At 47.7% G+C, this 19731-nt stretch carries 1 protein-coding gene; it reads right to left on the bottom strand.

Annotation, left to right across the window (positions count from 1 at the left end; genetic code table 11):
• Window positions 1–66 precede the first annotated feature (66 nt).
• Window positions 67–19521, bottom strand: a complete 19455-nt coding sequence (locus U0033_RS01740; protein ID WP_322518533.1) for a T9SS type B sorting domain-containing protein — start codon at window positions 19519–19521, stop codon at window positions 67–69.
• Between the last annotated feature and the right edge of the window lie 210 nt (window positions 19522–19731).

The following is a 19731-nucleotide window of genomic DNA, read 5'->3' as shown; positions in this document are numbered from 1 at the left end:
AAAAGGGAAGACGCCCCGGTGGGTACTCCGGGACGCCTTCAGCCTATTTCTACTTTACACTTCTCTTTACCTGATTACGGACACTTCACCCTTCACAATCCTCGTTTCACCAGCAGCCGTATTTTTATAGCTCAACAGATACACATATGTACCTACATCTACCAACGTGCCCTGGAATCGACCATCCCATCCTTTGGTGAGATCTCTGCTCAGGAACACTACCTGGCCCCAACGGTTGTAGACGCGCAGATCGTAATCGTACATCGGACCGTTTACGTGTGGTTTAAACGTATCGTTATGACCATCACCGTTCGGCGTGAACGCATTCGGGAAGTCTGGCTTCGCTTCACATTGCTTGTAAGTTACTGTGATATCATCTGTAACAGAACCACAATCATTATAAACAGTTACCTTATAATAACCGGTCTGTGTTACTACATATTTAGAAGTAGTTGTACCATCCTGCCATCTTACGCTGTTACCGGTACCGGCATCTACGTTCAGGGTCAGGGTCTGACCGATACAGATCGTAGTATCATTGCCCAGGGAAATATTCCCGATACCAGCTACCGTTACTTTTACGCTGGCGGTAGATGTCAGGTTACAATTCCTGTCAAGAACAGTTACTGAATAAGTACCTGGTGTGCTTACTTCTCTAACCGGATCTGTTGTACCATCGTTCCAGAGGTAAGAGATCGCATCAGGATTGGTTGCATCCAGTACTACCAGGCCTCCGATACAGATATCCTTATCTGGTCCAAGGTTAATGTTGAGATTTGCCTTGTTGGTCACGTGCAGGGTATCGGTCACCACACAACCATTCTTCGTTACAGTTACCCAGTAGTCTCCAGGTTTAGATACAACGATTGAATTAGTCAGTGAGCCATCACTCCATTTCACACTACCACCATCCGGTTCAACCTGCAGCATTGCTGTTTGACCAGGACAAACTGATGGATCAGGTGTGACGGTTATGTTTGGCGGTGCAGACACGGTGATGTTTGCCTGAGCTGTTACGGTACAACCATTCAGTGATACATCTACACTATAGGTACCTGCGGTACTTACTTCGATAGATGGTCCGGTATCACCTGTACTCCATACGTAAGATGCGCCCTGTACATAAGCGTTCAGTTTCACTGTTTCGCCGGCACAGATAGTTGCATCTTTCAGTGTAACCACCGGCGGTTTGTTCACCGTTACTTTCACAGAGCCGGTTGCGGAACAACCATTATTAGTGACCGTGACAGTGTATGTGCCGGAAGCAGATACAGTGATCTGTTGGGTAGTTGCACCTGTGCTCCACTTGATGGCGTAGCCTGCGCTTGCATTGGCCGCACCTGCATCCAGGGTTACGGTACCGCCCTCACAGATAGCTACATCAGCACCCAGGTTCACAGTTGGTTTCTGTACAAACTGCAGGGTATACGTTACCGGGTCAGATACACAACCGGTTACGCCATCAGTTACGATGAAGGTAGCCTGGGTTACACCTGGCAGGTCAAACACATTGCTGGTCTGCACCTTCGGTGTGGTTATGGCACCTGCAGGATATACGCTCTGCAGTGTAAATGTTGGTTTGCTTACTTTGGTCAGCAACTGGATAGAGAACTTCGTATTGTCAGAACAGTTAACAGGCAGGTTCGCTTCCAGTTGTGGTTTCGGACATGCTGTTACTGTAATCACCTGTACTCTTTCGATAGCGGCATTACCACATGCATCTGTTACATTCCATCTTCTGGTGATGGTGTAACCGTTACAAGCATCCACAGTATATGGATCGGTAGTCATGGTCGCTTTCTTAGGGAAGTTGCCATCACAGTTGTCAGTTGCGTACAGGGTAGCAGCAGCTGGTATCGTACCTCCACAACTTACAGTGACAGCAGCCGGAGCCGGATCGATCACTGGTTTGGTGGTGTCTGCCACTGTGATTACCTGACGAACAATATTTGTATTACCACACTCGTCTTTCGCTGTCCAAACCCTGATCAGCTGGTAATTGCCTGCGCAAGACCCGGCGATCGCCTGACGCGTCTGGGAGTAGGTCACCTTCACATTGCTGGTAGCACTACAGTTATCAGTAGCTGATATGTTGGTAGGCGGTGTTGGTACAGCGCTACAACTTACGGTAGTATCAGCAGGAGGTGCCGTTCTGAATTTTGGCCTGGTCGTATCCTGTACAGTGATCACCTGCTTCATAGTTGCGGTGTTACCACAATCATCAGCAGCGGTCCATGTACGGGTCAGGCGATAGTTGTTAGAGCAGGTAGTGCTCAGGAACACCTTCGTCTGGGATACTTTTACATTCACACTTGCAGAACAGTTGTCTTTAGCTGTGATAGTCGGGATATCAGGTACTGCATCACAGTTCACAGTTGTATCAGCAACTAAGGTCATTGAGAACGCTGGCCTGGTCGTATCCTGTACGGTGATCACCTGTCTCAGGATGGTTGAGTTACCGCAATTATCGGTAGCTGTCCATGTACGGGTGAGCTGGTAAGTATTGTTACACTTAGCACCGGAGATAGATTGTCTTGTATCTACCGGTGTTACGGTGATGACACCAGGTGTACAGTTGTCAGTAGCGGTCAGTGGAGCCGCAGCTGGTACCTTATCACAATCTACCGTCATGTTTGCAGGCGCAGTACCGGTGAATACAGGACCGGTGAGGTCTCTGACGGTAATGGTCTGTTTCAGCGTATCGCTGGCGTTACCACAATTATCTACAGCCACCCATTTACGGACCAGGTAGTAGTTGCTGGAACACTGACCGGCTATATCAATTCTTGTTTCGATTGGCGCTATCGTCAGCACACCCATACATGCATCGTTTGCAGACAGGTTGACAGCAACAGGCACCTTATCACATTCTACAGTCACATCAGCAGGTGCTGTGCCAGTGAACACCGGTGCCTTGGTATCAACCACGGTGATGGTCTGCTGTGCAGTCGTTGTGAGACCACAACGGTCAACGGCTGTCCATGTACGGCTGATGAGTGTATGACACGCATCCGGCGTTGTTGTATTATCAGTGTAGGTAACCGTCAGCGCTTCGCTTGTAAATGGCGCATGGCTGAATACCGGTGTACCGAACATGGTAGTATAGTCTTTACCAAGGATACAATCAGTAGTGATTGCGGATGGTACAGATACAACCACCGGAGATGTAGTGACTCTTCTGATCTTCACCACGTTGCTCATGGTAGTGCTACAAGCGCCTGAGCTTACAATTCTTCTGAACCATACGGTATCAGCGCTCAGTGTAGCTGGTGTGTAGCTGGCAGCGGTGCCACCGGTACCTGTTGTAACGTTAGTGAATCCGCTTGTTGCATTTGTAGTGCTCATCTGCCACTGGTAGCTGAAGGTACCATTACCACCACTCAGGGTAGTCGTTCCTTTCAGCATGGCTGGTGTTTCGGCAGCACATACTGTCTGATCAGCAGAGATGGTGTTACCCACTACTGGTCCGAGGTTAGTCAGTGTTACAGTAGCCGGAGTACCGGTACATGTACCATTGCTCAGGGTCCACTGTAGGGTAGCGGAAGTATTTACATATACTAATACCTTGGCAGTTGGATTATTCAGATCTAAGCTATTGATATATGCGATACCGCTCAGGACAGTCCATGTGCCCTTAGAACCAGGGAGCAGGCCTGCTGTTGCATTCATGATAAACGCAGAGTCATTACAATGAACCTGGTTAGCACCTGCATTAGCGGTTTCAGGCATCATGTCATTCTTCAGGAAGACAGTACTGCTGGTAGCACAGGAGTTATTGGTAATCGTCCAGATAGCAGTGGCTGTATCTCCCGCCGGAACATAGATGGTTGCAGTTGGCGTGTTTTTATCTGCCGGAGCAATGCTTGCTTTGGAACCAGTGTAGAATGACCAGGTACCTGTACCGATGGATGCTGCATTAGCAGTCATCACGAAGGCAGAGTCAGCACAATGTGTCTGGGCTGTACCCGCATTCGCCGGCGTTGGCATCTTATCATTTACCAGTTTCACCGTGCTGCTGGATGTACATACACCATTGGTGATGGTCCAGGTAGCTATTACGCTGTCACCTTCCGGTACGGTAATTTTAATATTAGGTAAATGAATGTCAGTTATTGGCATGGTAGCAGTAGAACCGGCTGGTAAAGTCCAGGTTCCAACGGCACCCGGTACATCAGGTGTATTAGCTGTCATCACGAAGTCCTTCACTGCACACTGGTGGGTATCGCTACCTGCAGCTGCTGCTGTTGGTTGCTGGTAGTTCACCAGTTTGATCACATCTGATGTAGCACATACACCGTTTGTTACAGTCCATGTAGCTATTACGCTGTCGCCCGCAGGTACGTTGATCACCGCATTGATCTTGTTGGTATCAGCAGCAGCCATTATTGCCTTCGGGTTAGATAATGTCCACTTACCAGTCGCAGTAGCCAGGCTTGGAGCAGTAGCACTCATTGTGAATACCGGATTACTACAATGCTTGATAGAATCAGGACCCGCGTCAGCCGGTGCTGGTGCCTGGTAGTTCTTCAGCATAATCTTATCGGAAGTAGTGCAGACACCATTTGTTACCGTCCATATTGCTGTTGCGGTATCACCTGGAGTGAGGTTAATAACTGCATTAATATTGTTAGAGTCAGCAGGGCTGAAGTTTGCTTTACTACCCGGATACAGAGACCATTTACCTACTGCGGTAGCAAGGTTTGGCGCGGTCGCTGCCATGTTGAACACAGGATTATTACACTGTACCAGTGAGTCTGCACCTGCTTCTGCCGGTGCCGGCTGCTGATAGTTGTACAGTTTAATAGTTGCAGAACTGCTACAGAGACCATTGGTCAGGGTCCAGGTTACATATGCACTGTCACCATTTGGAACAGTGAAAGTAGTGCTGTTCTTGCTGGAGTCCGTGGTCGGGAAGGTAGCATTACCTTTCACTACTGACCAGTAACCAATTGCACCAGGTACGTCAGGCGCATTCGCTGTGACAGGGAATGTGGTAGTCATACACTGTTGCATATCAGCTGGTACAGCTGCTGCAGTCGGTGCCATATAGTTCACCAGTTTGATCTGGTCGCTGGTAGAACATGTACCGTTGCCGATGGACCATACAGCGATCACGCTATCACCTGCAGGGATAATGAAGGTAATATTCGGATTATTTGAATCAGCTGGCAGCGGAATGGTAGTAGGATTCAGGAATGTCCATACACCAACAGCACCTGTTACATCAGGCGCATTCGCGTTCATAACGAATACGCTATCCGCACAATGCTTGATGGAATCTACACCTGCATCAGCTTTCACCGGTGTGAGGTAGTTGGTCAGGATTACAGCTGCTGAGTCAGCGCATGTACCATTTGTTACTACCCAATGTAATTCAGCAGAAGCATCGTTTGGCAGGGTAATATGTGCGTTAGTGTTATGCTCTTCGCCGGTATTGATAGTCGCAATACCGTTGCGGACATACCAGGTACCGATCGCACCGGTAACATTTGGTACAGAACCATCCAGTACGAAGGCAGAACCCGCACACTTGGTTTGATCAAGACCCGCAGTTACTGCAGTTGGCTGTTCGTAGTTGACCAGCACTATATTGTCTGAAGATGAACAACCGATATTTGAAATATTCCATTTCAGTTCCACTGTCTGACCCGCTGTTACATTAAATGTTGCATTTGGATCATTCAGCTGGGCACTGGTAATGGTATAGGAAGCAGGAGATACTGCCGTCCAGTAACCGGTAGCACCAGCTACTGAAGGAGCATTTGCTGTCATTGCGAAGACATCGTCGTTACAATGCTTAATAGTATCAGGACCCGCATCTGCTGCTGCTGGAGCAAGGTTGTTTACAATCCATACTGAATCGACAGAAGAACATACCCCATTGGTGATCGTCCAGTATAATTTACTGCTGTCACCTGCAGGCAGGGTAACTCCCATCGTTGATGAATTAGCACTCCCTGAGAAGACTGCGGTTGATCCGGCTGGCTTGGTCCAGGTACCCGTACCTACAACAGCTGTATTCGCGGCCATCGTAAAGGAACCATTCGCACACTGGTGGATGGCCGGACCGGCAACTGCCTTCGTTGGGGTTGCATAGTTCACCAGTTTCACCGTAGACGATGTAGAACATGCACCGTTTACGATCGTCCAGGTAGCGATCACGCTATCACCTGCTGGTACATTGATAGTCGTATTCGGCAGATTCACATTACCGGTGATAGTTGACCTTGTGTTAGACAGGGTCCAGGTGCCGATACCTACACTTGCTGCATTTGCAGCCATCGTAAAGCTTGGATTCGCACACTGGCTGATCTGTGGTCCTGCATTGGCGGCAGTTGGTGCCTGGTAATTTTTCAGAATGATGTAATCAGTACTGGAGCAGACACCGTTCGTCACTGTCCAGATGGCTGTTGCGGAATCACCTGCTGCCAGGTTGAATACAATATTTGTCTTGCTGGAATCAGCTAAAGTATAACTAGCCTTGCTACCTGTGAACAGTGACCATTTGCCTACTGCTGTTGCTGGAGTAGGGCTGGTCGCTGACATGGTGAACACAGGATTATTACACTGTACCAGTGAATCAGGGCCTGCATTCGCTGTACCTGGTTGCTGGTAGTTAGTTAATACAACATCATCTGCAGAAGAACAGGTGCCGTTTTTAACGGTCCAGGTCATTACTGCGGTCGTTCCCACAGGTACGGTGATCACTGCATTGGTCAAGGAACTATCTGTACTTGCAAATGTTGCCGTACCACTCTTCACTGACCATTTTCCTACACCAATAGTTGGTGTATTGGATGCCACCGTGAACTTAGGATTGTTACACTGGCTAAGATCCGGTCCTGCATTTGCAGCAGTCGGTGTTGCGTAATTATATAAAATAATGTAATCGGAAGAAGAACAGGTACCGTTAGTTACTGTCCAGATCAATGTTGCGGTATCGCCTGCTGCCATTGTTACGGTAGCATTTGGAGTAGTACCGCCACCAGTGATAGCAGCTTTACTTCCCGCGAAGGTTGACCATGAACCGCTTGCGGTAGCCGGAGAGGCGGCAACTGCATTCATTGTAAATGAAGGATTCGCACACTGCTCAATGTAAGCCGGACCAGCATCTGCTGCTACCGGTTGCATGTTGTTCAGCAGCGTTACTGTGCTGGAGTCTGCGCAGACACCGTTGGTGATTACCCAGCGTAATGTTGCCGTCTGGCCCGCTGGTACTTTTACGGTTGCTGTATTACCTGATGGTATACCTACGAAGCTGGCATTGTTGCTTCGGATATACCAGGTTCCACTGGCTCCTGCCATTGGTGCTGAACCCGTAACGGTAAAGATGCTATCGTTACAATGTGTCTGGTTAGAACCCGCAGAGGTAGCCGTCGGCTGTACGTAGTTGATCAGTACTATATTGTCTGAAGATGAACAACCAATATTAGAGATGTTCCATTTCAATACCACTGTCTGACCCGCTGTTACATTAAATGTAGCAGTTGGGTTATTCAGCTGTGCACCTGAAATGGTATAAGCAGCAGGGGAAACAACACTCCACCATCCGGTAGCACCAGCTACAGATGGTGCGTTCGCTGTCATTACGAATGGAGCACTGTTACAATGCTTAATGGTATCAGGGCCTGCATCTGCTGCTGCCGGAGCAAGATTATTGACAATCCATACGGAATCCACAGAAGAACATACACCATTGGTGATCGTCCAGTATAGTTTACTGCTATCACCTGCAGGCAGGGTAACTCCCATCGCTGATGAATGATCACTGCCGGAGAAGAATGCGGTTGATCCGGCAGGCTTGGTCCAGGTACCGGTACCCACAACAGGTGTATTCGCTGCCATCGTAAAGGAACCATTTGCACACTGGTGGATGGCCGGACCGGCAACTGCCTTCGTTGGCGTTGCATAGTTCACCAGTTTCACCGTAGAAGATGTTGAACATGCACCGTTTACGATCGTCCAGGTAGCAATCACACTATCTCCCGCTGGTACATTGATGGTCGTATTCGGGAGATTCACATTACCGGTGATGGTTGACCTGGTTGTTGACAGTGTCCAGGTGCCGATACCTACACTTGCTGCATTTGCAGCCATCGTAAAGCTTGGATTCGCACACTGGCTGATCTGTGGTCCTGCATTGGCGGCAGTTGGTGCCTTGTAATTTTTTAGAATGATGTAATCTGTGCTGGAGCAGACACCGTTCGTCACTGTCCAGATGGCTGTTGCCGTATCACCTGCTGCCAGGTTGAATACAATATTTGTCTTGCTGGAATCAGCTAAAGTATAACTAGCCTTGCTACCTGTAAACAGTGACCATTTGCCTACGGCTGTTGCCGGAGTAGGGCTGGTCGCTGACATGGTGAACACAGGGTTATTACACTGTACCAGTGAATCAGGGCCGGCATTCGCTGTACCTGGTTGCTGGTAGTTAGTTAATACAACATCATCTGCGGATGAACAGGTGCCGTTTTTAACGGTCCAGGTCATTACAACCGTCGTACCCACAGGTACGGTGATCACTGCATTTGTCTTAGTACTATCAGTACTTGCAAAAGTTGCAGTACCACTCTTCACTGACCATTTTCCTACACCAATAGTTGGTGTATTGGATGTCATGGTAAACTTATCGTTGTTACACTGACTAAGATCCGGACCCGCATTTGCAGCAGTTGGTGTTGCGTAATTATATAAAGTAATGTAATCGGAAGAAGAACAGGTACCGTTAGTTACTGTCCAGATCAAAGTTGCAGAATCACCAACTGTCAAAGTCACAGGGGCATTTGGAATATTGGTTGCACCTGTGAAGTTGGCCTTACTTCCCGCAAATTTTGACCAGGAACCGCTTGCAGTAGCAGGGGAAGCTGCAACTGCATTCATTGTAAATGAAGGATTCGCACACTGCTCAATGTAAGCCGGACCAGCATCTGCTGCTACCGGTTGCATGTTGTTCAGCAGCGTAACTGTGCTGGAGTCTGCGCAGACACCGTTGGTGATTACCCAGCGTAATGTTGCTGTCTGGCCAGCTGGTACTTTTACGGTTGCTGTATTACCTGATGGTATACCTACGAAGCTGGCATTGTTGCTTCGGATATACCAGGTTCCACTAGCTCCTGCCATTGGTGCTGAACCCGTAACGGTAAAGATGCTATCGTTACAATGTGTCTGGTTAGAACCCGCAGAAGTAGCGGTCGGCTGTACATAGTTGATCAGTACTATATTGTCTGAAGATGAACAACCAATATTAGAGATGTTCCATTTCAGTACCACTGTCTGACCCGCTGTTACATTAAATGTTGCAGTTGGGTTATTCAGCTGGGCACCTGAAATAGTATAGGAAACAGGAGATACCACACTCCACCATCCGGTAGCACCCGCTACTGAAGGAGCGTTCGCTGTCATTACGAATGGAGCACTGTTACAATGTTTAATAGTATCAGGACCCGCATCTGCTGCTGCAGGAGCAAGGTTATTGACAATCCATACGGAATCCACAGAAGAACATACACCATTGGTGATCGTCCAGTATAATTTACTGCTGTCACCTGCAGGCAGGGTAACTCCCATCGTTGATGAATTAGCGCTCCCTGAGAAGACTGCGGTTGATCCGGCTGGCTTGGTCCAGGTACCCGTACCTACAACAGCTGTATTCGCGGCCATCGTAAAGGAACCATTCGCACACTGGTGGATGGCCGGACCGGCAACTGCCTTCGTTGGGGTTGCATAGTTCACCAGTTTCACCGTAGAAGATGTTGAACATGCACCGTTTACGATCGTCCAGGTAGCGATCACGCTATCACCTGTTGGTACATTGATGGTCGTATTCGGGAGATTCACATTACCGGTGATAGTTGACCTTGTGTTAGACAGGGTCCAGGCGCCGATACCTACACTTGCTGCATTCGCAGCCATCGTAAAGCTTGGATTTGCACACTGGCTGATCTGTGGTCCTGCATTCGCGGCAGTTGGTGCCTGGTAATTTTTCAGGATGATGTAATCAGTACTGGAGCAGACTCCGTTCGTTACTGTCCAGATGGCAGTTGCAGAATCACCTGCTGCCAGGTTGAATACAATATTTGTCTTGCTGGAATCAGCTAAAGTATAACTAGCCTTGCTACCTGTGAACAGTGACCATTTGCCTACGGCTGTTGCCGGAGTAGGACTGGTCGCGGACATGGTGAACACAGGGTTATTACACTGTACCAGTGAATCAGGGCCGGCATTCGCTGTACCTGGTTGCTGGTAGTTAGTTAATACAACATCATCTGCGGATGAACAGGTGCCGTTTTTAACGGTCCAGGTCATTACAACCGTCGTACCCACAGGTACAGTGATCACGGCATTGGTCTTAGTACTATCAGTACTTGCAAAAGTTGCAGTACCACTCTTCACTGACCATTTTCCTACACCAATAGTTGGTGTATTGGATGTCATGGTAAACTTATCGTTGTTACACTGACTAAGATCCGGACCCGCATTTGCAGCAGTTGGTGTTGCGTAATTATATAAAGTAATGTAATCGGAAGAAGAACAGGTACCGTTAGTTACTGTCCAGATCAAAGTTGCAGAATCACCAACTGTCAAAGTCACAGGGGCATTTGGAATATTGGTTGCACCTGTGAAGTTGGCCTTACTTCCCGCAAATTTTGACCAGGAACCGCTTGCAGTAGCAGGGGAAGCTGCAACTGCATTCATTGTAAATGAAGGATTCGCACACTGCTCAATGTAAGCCGGACCAGCATCTGCTGCTACCGGTTGCATGTTGTTCAGCAGCGTAACTGTGCTGGAGTCTGCGCAGACACCGTTGGTGATTACCCAGCGTAATGTTGCTGTCTGGCCAGCTGGTACTTTTACGGTTGCTGTATTACCTGATGGTATACCTACGAAGCTGGCATTGTTGCTTCGGATATACCAGGTTCCACTAGCTCCTGCCATTGGTGCTGAACCCGTAACGGTAAAGATGCTATCGTTACAATGTGTCTGGTTAGAACCCGCAGAAGTAGCGGTCGGCTGTACATAGTTGATCAGTACTATATTGTCTGAAGATGAACAACCAATATTAGAGATGTTCCATTTCAGTACCACTGTCTGACCCGCTGTTACATTAAATGTTGCAGTTGGGTTATTCAGCTGGGCACCTGAAATAGTATAGGAAACAGGAGATACCACACTCCACCATCCGGTAGCACCCGCTACTGAAGGAGCGTTCGCTGTCATTACGAATGGAGCACTGTTACAATGTTTAATAGTATCAGGACCCGCATCTGCTGCTGCAGGAGCAAGGTTATTGACAATCCATACGGAATCCACAGAAGAACATACACCATTGGTGATCGTCCAGTATAATTTACTGCTGTCACCTGCAGGCAGGGTAACTCCCATCGTTGATGAATTAGCACTCCCTGAGAAGACTGCGGTTGATCCGGCTGGCTTGGTCCAGGTACCCGTACCTACAACAGGCGTATTCGCGGCCATCGTAAAGGAACCATTCGCACACTGGTGGATGGCCGGACCGGCAACTGCCTTCGTTGGGGTTGCATAGTTCACCAGTTTCACCGTAGAAGATGTAGAACATGCACCGTTTACGATCGTCCAGGTAGCGATCACGCTATCACCTGTTGGTACATTGATGGTCGTATTCGGCAGATTCACATTACCGGTGATGGTTGACCTTGTGTTAGACAGGGTCCAGGTGCCGATACCTACACTTGCTGCATTTGCAGCCATCGTAAAGCTTGGATTTGCACACTGGCTGATCTGTGGTCCTGCATTCGCGGCAGTTGGTGCCTTGTAATTTTTCAGGATGATGTAATCAGTACTGGAGCAGACACCGTTCGTTACTGTCCAGATGGCTGTTGCCGTATCACCTGCTGCCAGGTTGAATACAATATTTGTCTTGCTGGAATCAGCTAAAGTATAACTAGCCTTGCTACCTGTGAACAGTGACCATTTGCCTACGGCTGTTGCCGGAGTAGGGCTGGTCGCTGACATGGTGAACACAGGGTTATTACACTGTACCAGTGAATCAGGGCCGGCATTCGCTGTACCTGGTTGCTGGTAGTTAGTTAATACAACATCATCTGCGGATGAACAGGTGCCGTTTTTAACGGTCCAGGTCATTACAACCGTCGTACCCACAGGTACGGTGATCACTGCATTTGTCTTAGTACTATCAGTACTTGCAAAAGTTGCAGTACCACTCTTCACTGACCATTTTCCTACACCAATAGTTGGTGTATTGGATGTCATGGTAAACTTATCGTTGTTACACTGACTAAGATCCGGACCCGCATTTGCAGCAGTTGGTGTTGCGTAATTATATAAAGTAATGTAATCGGAAGAAGAACAGGTACCGTTAGTTACTGTCCAGATCAAAGTTGCAGAATCACCAACTGTCAAAGTCACAGGGGCATTTGGAATATTGGTTGCACCTGTGAAGTTGGCCTTACTTCCCGCAAATTTTGACCAGGAACCGCTTGCGGTAGCAGGGGAAGCTGCAACTGCATTCATTGTAAATGAAGGATTCGCACACTGCTCAATGTAAGCCGGACCAGCATCTGCTGCTACCGGTTGCATGTTGTTCAGCAGCGTTACCGTGCTGGAGTCTGCGCAGACACCGTTGGTGATTACCCAGCGTAATGTTGCCGTCTGGCCCGCTGGTACTTTTACTGTTGCTGTATTACCTGATGGGGTACCTACGAAGCTGGCATTGTTGCTTCGGATATACCAGGTTCCACTGGCCCCTGCCATTGGTGCTGAACCCGTAACGGTAAAGATGCTATCGTTACAATGTGTCTGGTTAGAACCCGCAGAAGTAGCGGTCGGCTGTACGTAGTTGATCAGTACAATATTGTCTGAAGATGAACAACCAATATTAGAGATGTTCCATTTCAGTACCACTGTCTGACCCGCTGTTACATTAAATGTTGCAGTTGGGTTATTCAGCTGGGCACCTGAAATAGTATAAGCAGCAGGGGAAACAACACTCCACCATCCGGTAGCACCCGCTACAGATGGTGCGTTCGCTGTCATTACGAATGGAGCACTGTTACAATGTTTAATGGTATCAGGACCCGCATCTGCTGCTGCAGGAGCAAGGTTGTTTACAATCCATACTGAATCGACAGAAGAACATACACCATTGGTGATCGTCCAGTATAATTTACTGCTGTCACCTGCAGGCAGGGTAACTCCCATCGTTGATGAATTAGCACTCCCTGAGAAGACTGCGGTTGATCCGGCTGGCTTGGTCCAGGTACCCGTACCTACAACAGGCGTATTCGCGGCCATCGTAAAGGAACCATTCGCACACTGGTGGATGGCCGGACCGGCAACTGCCTTCGTTGGGGTTGCATAGTTCACCAGTTTCACCGTAGAAGATGTAGAACATGCACCGTTTACGATCGTCCAGGTAGCGATCACGCTATCACCTGTTGGTACATTGATGGTCGTATTCGGCAGATTCACATTACCGGTGATGGTTGACCTTGTGTTAGACAGGGTCCAGGTGCCGATACCTACACTTGCTGCATTTGCAGCCATCGTAAAGCTTGGATTTGCACACTGGCTGATCTGTGGTCCTGCATTCGCGGCAGTTGGTGCCTTGTAATTTTTCAGGATGATGTAATCAGTACTGGAGCAGACACCGTTCGTTACTGTCCAGATGGCTGTTGCCGTATCACCTGCTGCCAGGTTGAATACAATATTTGTCTTGCTGGAATCAGCTAAAGTATAACTAGCCTTGCTACCTGTGAACAGTGACCATTTGCCTACGGCTGTTGCCGGAGTAGGACTGGTCGCGGACATGGTGAACACAGGGTTATTACACTGTACCAGTGAATCAGGGCCGGCATTCGCTGTACCTGGTTGCTGGTAGTTAGTTAATACAACATCATCTGCGGATGAACAGGTGCCGTTTTTAACGGTCCAGGTCATTACAACCGTCGTACCCACAGGTACAGTGATCACGGCATTGGTCTTAGTACTATCAGTACTTGCAAAAGTTGCAGTACCACTCTTCACTGACCATTTTCCTACACCAATAGTTGGTGTATTGGATGTCATGGTAAACTTATCGTTGTTACACTGACTAAGATCCGGACCCGCATTTGCAGCAGTTGGTGTTGCGTAATTATATAAAGTAATGTAATCGGAAGAAGAACAGGTACCGTTAGTTACTGTCCAGATCAAAGTTGCAGAATCACCAACTGTCAAAGTCACAGGGGCATTTGGAATATTGGTTGCACCTGTGAAGTTGGCCTTACTTCCCGCAAATTTTGACCAGGAACCGCTTGCAGTAGCAGGGGAAGCTGCAACTGCATTCATTGTAAATGAAGGATTCGCACACTGCTCAATGTAAGCCGGACCAGCATCTGCTGCTACCGGTTGCATGTTGTTCAGCAGCGTAACTGTGCTGGAGTCTGCGCAGACACCGTTGGTGATTACCCAGCGTAATGTTGCTGTCTGGCCAGCTGGTACTTTTACGGTTGCTGTATTACCTGATGGTATACCTACGAAGCTGGCATTGTTGCTTCGGATATACCAGGTTCCACTAGCTCCTGCCATTGGTGCTGAACCCGTAACGGTAAAGATGCTATCGTTACAATGTGTCTGGTTAGAACCCGCAGAAGTAGCGGTCGGCTGTACATAGTTGATCAGTACTATATTGTCTGAAGATGAACAACCAATATTAGAGATGTTCCATTTCAGTACCACTGTCTGACCCGCTGTTACATTAAATGTTGCAGTTGGGTTATTCAGCTGGGCACCTGAAATAGTATAGGAAACAGGAGATACCACACTCCACCATCCGGTAGCACCCGCTACAGATGGTGCGTTCGCTGTCATTACGAATGGAGCACTGTTACAATGTTTAATGGTATCAGGACCCGCATCTGCTGCTGCAGGAGCAAGGTTGTTTACAATCCATACTGAATCGACAGAAGAACATACACCATTGGTGATCGTCCAGTATAATTTACTGCTGTCACCTGCAGGCAGGGTAACTCCCATCGTTGATGAATTAGCACTCCCTGAGAAGACTGCGGTTGATCCGGCTGGCTTGGTCCAGGTACCCGTACCTACAACAGGCGTATTCGCGGCCATCGTAAAGGAACCATTCGCACACTGGTGGATGGCCGGACCGGCAACTGCCTTCGTTGGGGTTGCATAGTTCACCAGTTTCACCGTGGAAGATGTAGAACATGCACCGTTTACGATCGTCCAGGTAGCGATCACGCTATCACCTGTTGGTACATTGATGGTCGTATTCGGGAGATTCACATTACCGGTGATAGTTGACCTTGTGTTAGACAGGGTCCAGGTGCCGATACCTACACTTGCTGCATTCGCAGCCATCGTAAAGCTTGGATTCGCACACTGGCTGATCTGTGGTCCTGCATTGGCGGCAGTTGGTGCCTTGTAATTTTTCAGAATGATGTAATCAGTACTGGAGCAGACACCGTTCGTCACTGTCCAGATGGCTGTTGCAGAATCACCTGCTGCCAGGTTGAATACGATATTTGTCTTGCTGGAATCAGCTAAAGTATAACTAGCCTTGCTACCTGTAAACAGTGACCATTTGCCTACTGCTGTTGCTGGAGTAGGGCTGGTCGCTGACATGGTGAACACAGGATTATTACACTGTACCAGTGAATCAGGGCCTGCATTCGCTGTACCTGGTTGCTGGTAGTTAATTAATACAACATCATCTGCGGATGAACAGGTGCCGTTTTTAACGGTCCAGGTCATTACAACCGTCGTACCCACAGGTACGGTGATCACGGCATTGGTCTTAGTACTATCAGTACTTGCAAAAGTTGCAGTACCACTCTTCACTGACCATTTTCCTACACCAATAGTTGGTGTATTGGATGTCATGGTGAACTTATCGTTGTTACACTGACTAAGATCCGGACCGGCATTTGCAGCGGTCGGTGTTGCGTAATTATATAAAGTAATGTAATCGGAAGAAGAACAGGTACCGTTAGTCACTGTCCAGATCAATGTTGCTGTATCACCAACTGTCAAAGTCACAGGGGCATTTGGAATATTGGTTGCACCTGTGAAGTTCGCTTTACTTCCGGCAAATTTTGACCATGAACCGCTTGCGGTAGCCGGGGAAGCGGCAACAGCATTCATTGTAAATGAAGGATTCGCACACTGTTCAATGTAAGCCGGACCCGCATCTGCTGGTACCGGTTTCATATAGTTAGTCAGTACAACGGTAGAAGAAGTAGTACAAGCGCCGTTGGTAATTGTCCAGGTCAGCGTTGCTGTCTTTCCTGCCAGTACAAATATTTTAGCAGTAGCAAGTGCAGAGTCAGTAGTTGGAATGGTGGCAGTACCACTGGTCACTGTCCATTTACCTGCACCTACGGTAGCAGCATTAGCCGCCATTATAAAGAGGGAGTCGTTACAATGCGTTTGTGCAGGACCTGCATTGGAAGTAGCCGGAGCTGTATAAACAGTAACCGTACCACTTGCACAGGCAGTAACACCACACTGACCATTGCTTTCTACTCTTACATAATAAGTAGTCGTTGCAGTTACAGGAACAGTGATAGTTGCACCCGTACCGATTGCAGTACCTGTACCGCAACCACCTGCATACCATACATATTTACCAGCATTGGTACCATCTGCATTCTTACCCAGTGTACCACCGACAACAGTCAGTGTAGTCGTACCGCTGGTACAAATGTTTGGAGAACCTACTGTTACACCGGTTGGCGCAGTTGGAGGCGTTTCAACATTTACTTTGATTGTAGCAGATCCGGCACAACCCCCATTATCGCTTCTGAAGTTGACAGTAAAGGTATATTGAGCATTTGTTAAACCTGTAGGAATAGGAACGGTGATCGGCCATGAGGTGATCTGCGTTTCAGGTATTGCAGAGAATCCAGGTACCGCACTGGTTACACTATAATAAGTAGGATTACCTGTAGTAGAAACAGTATCCATTTCGAAATAACCCAGTGTGTTACAAACTGTATCTGGTTTCAGCACCATGGTTGGCGGTGCAGTATAATGTAATACTACATCATCATAATTAGTTCCGCAACCTGATACATTCCTAATGGTCCAGCGCAGGGTCACATCCTGGTACTTACCGTTGCTTATTTTAACGGTCGTATTATAAGCGGTTGTGTCAGCGATGGTTACATCAGCATTAGGTCCGCCTACAATTGTCCAGGCGCCACTCTCTGCGAAATCATCCGTCAGGTCTACATTCGGCTCATTTGCCTGCATCACGAACGTGTTGGATGTGCCACAGAGGGTACTGTCAGGACCAGCGTTAGCTGTGGTTGCGCCGGTAATCAGTGTGAGGGTATCATAAGCATAACCCAAACAATTGGCATTTCCCGCAGCCTGCAATCTATATTGAAGAATAGCGGTAATGCCTGGCGTAGTTAGGTTAATGGTGGCATCAGCCCTTTTATTGGAGGTTACGAAACGAACGTAATCACCAAAATTGATACTGGCAGGATCACCTGACAGACCTGGACCGGAAACATCAATGACTGTCCAATATGAATTAGTATTGGGAATGGTAGGACGCGTCATGGTGAAATACCCATCTGCATCAGTCGGATTTTCCGCACAATGAGTGACGTGTGTGCCCGGATCTGGTACCGGTATTTCCGTGAGGTGTACAGTAAGAGGTTTTGAAGTAACCGTACACGTACTATTCGTGACAACAACAATCCAGGTGCTGTCAGCCAATGTTTCTGTATTTAAAACAACAGTTGTCTGGTCATCACCATCCGGGTAATATGTACCGGTAGCAACACTCGAACCCCTATACCATTTTATATGAATACCATTAGCAGCAGTAGGCGCCAGCCCATCCGCAATACTCAGTGTCACCCTGTTACCCAAACAAATGGCTGTATCAGAAGCTGCAAGTTCCACAACTGGCTTATCATTCTTACCGATAAAAGCCTGGTTCGAATCCCTACAGGTTTTATTTTCCACACTATAAGTAAGGTAACCATATACTTTGATGGTTGTATCACTAATAACCTTTATAGACCTGTCTTGTGTATTGATAGAAGAATCCAAATCGTTCCAGCTATATCTATCATAACCTCCTGACGCATGTAGCAGCACCTCATCACCCACACAGACCTGCGCCTTGGTAAGGTTCAGGACAGGCATCGGCAGGATTGTGATCTTGACCGCTGATGAAGGGGCAGCACAGGTAGCCGCAGAGCTTCCGGCCTCAAAGATCCTGACACGGAACAGGTAATCATAAGATACATCTTTGGTACCTTTCAGTTCACCTGATTTAATGACGAGGGTATCTTTATTGGCAGTACCATAAGGAACATTAAACCAGGTTATACCCTGGTCATCAGACATTTCCCACTGGTAAGCAGGACTCGTAAAATAAGCTTTTGGTGTATATGAAGAAACGAGGGTCGTAGCAACGCCCTCGCACAAAACCTCTTTCAGGGTACTGGCAGAACCAAGAATTCCGGCCTGGATGATGGGGCTACAATAAGAGAACTGGATATCATCCACCGCAATATCGTTACCACAGCCTCCAGGATGGTTGTTGACAATTCGTACAATTACACTACTCACACCAGATGGCACGGTGAACGAGCCCCCGAACTTCTGCCAGGTGGCTTTGTCAAAGTTGGGCGAAACGTCATTGGTCTTGAAGCTGGCTAATACCTGACTCGTATTGGCCGCATTCAGAATCTGGAAAGTTACCCCGGCATAGATAAAGCCCGAAGCACAGGTTTGCGTCATTACCTGCGAACTATCCGTATTTATAAACCAGGCACTAAAATTATATACTGAACCACGACAAAGTCCATCTACCTGCTTCTGGAAGAAGGTAGATTTTGTAAAACCGGAGTTACACACCAGCATACCACCACGGGTAGTACCTGTATGGTCGTTGGTCGTGATCCAGTCACCTTTCAGGTGGGTTGAATTAGAGATCGCATAATAATTATCTGCCGGGTCACCGGATGCAGAATATAGATAAGTAATGGCAGAGCTTGGGGAATAGGCCATACGGGTGGCATTGCTTGGCAGGGTACCAAAGTTCTCAGTAAACCCGGGCATTTGTGCATCACCACCACTACAGGTGGACATCGTACAGTCTACCACATAAAGACTATCCTTGGTGGTAATTGTTGTGGCAGTACTACCAGGCTTATAACTTACAGTCAGGGTAAATACATATTTACCCGGTGTCAGGAACTGCAGGGTGAGCAGATCCGTTAGTTTCAGCTTGTCTGTCTTAGTAGCCCCCGATGGGTTCTGCGTATATAGGACGTTATAATCAGACTCTGAGTTGTTCGGAGTCTTAACGGTCCAGGTGGTCTTTGAATTTTTGCCGCTTGCCAGCTGGGCGTTCATACTGGTGAACTTAACCTGGTCACCAGAGCCTGTATTGGTAGACATACAAACCGTATCGGGCATGTTTACATACCAGGTTTGAGACCTCGCAATACCAGTAAATAGCAACAAACAGCCGCATAATAGGATTAGAATCTTCTTCATCTTCGTACTTTTTGAAAAATTACTATCAGAGTGTCTTCAGTTTCAGGCTGTTGTCACCCGTTTAGCATTTTCATAATTTTGAGGGCGAAAGTCCATCCTATTGATGGCAAGCCGGTGTTTGTAAATGTGTTTCATAGGCCAATGATAATTATATACGAACGAGCAAATATAAAATAAGTTTGATATATTTTAATATATTATAATTGATAA

The sequence above is a fragment of the Chitinophaga sancti genome (genome assembly GCF_034424315.1).
Taxonomy (GTDB): domain Bacteria; phylum Bacteroidota; class Bacteroidia; order Chitinophagales; family Chitinophagaceae; genus Chitinophaga; species Chitinophaga sancti.
Note: the sequence above shows the minus strand (reverse complement) of the source record. Positions and strands in the feature narration are given on the sequence as shown.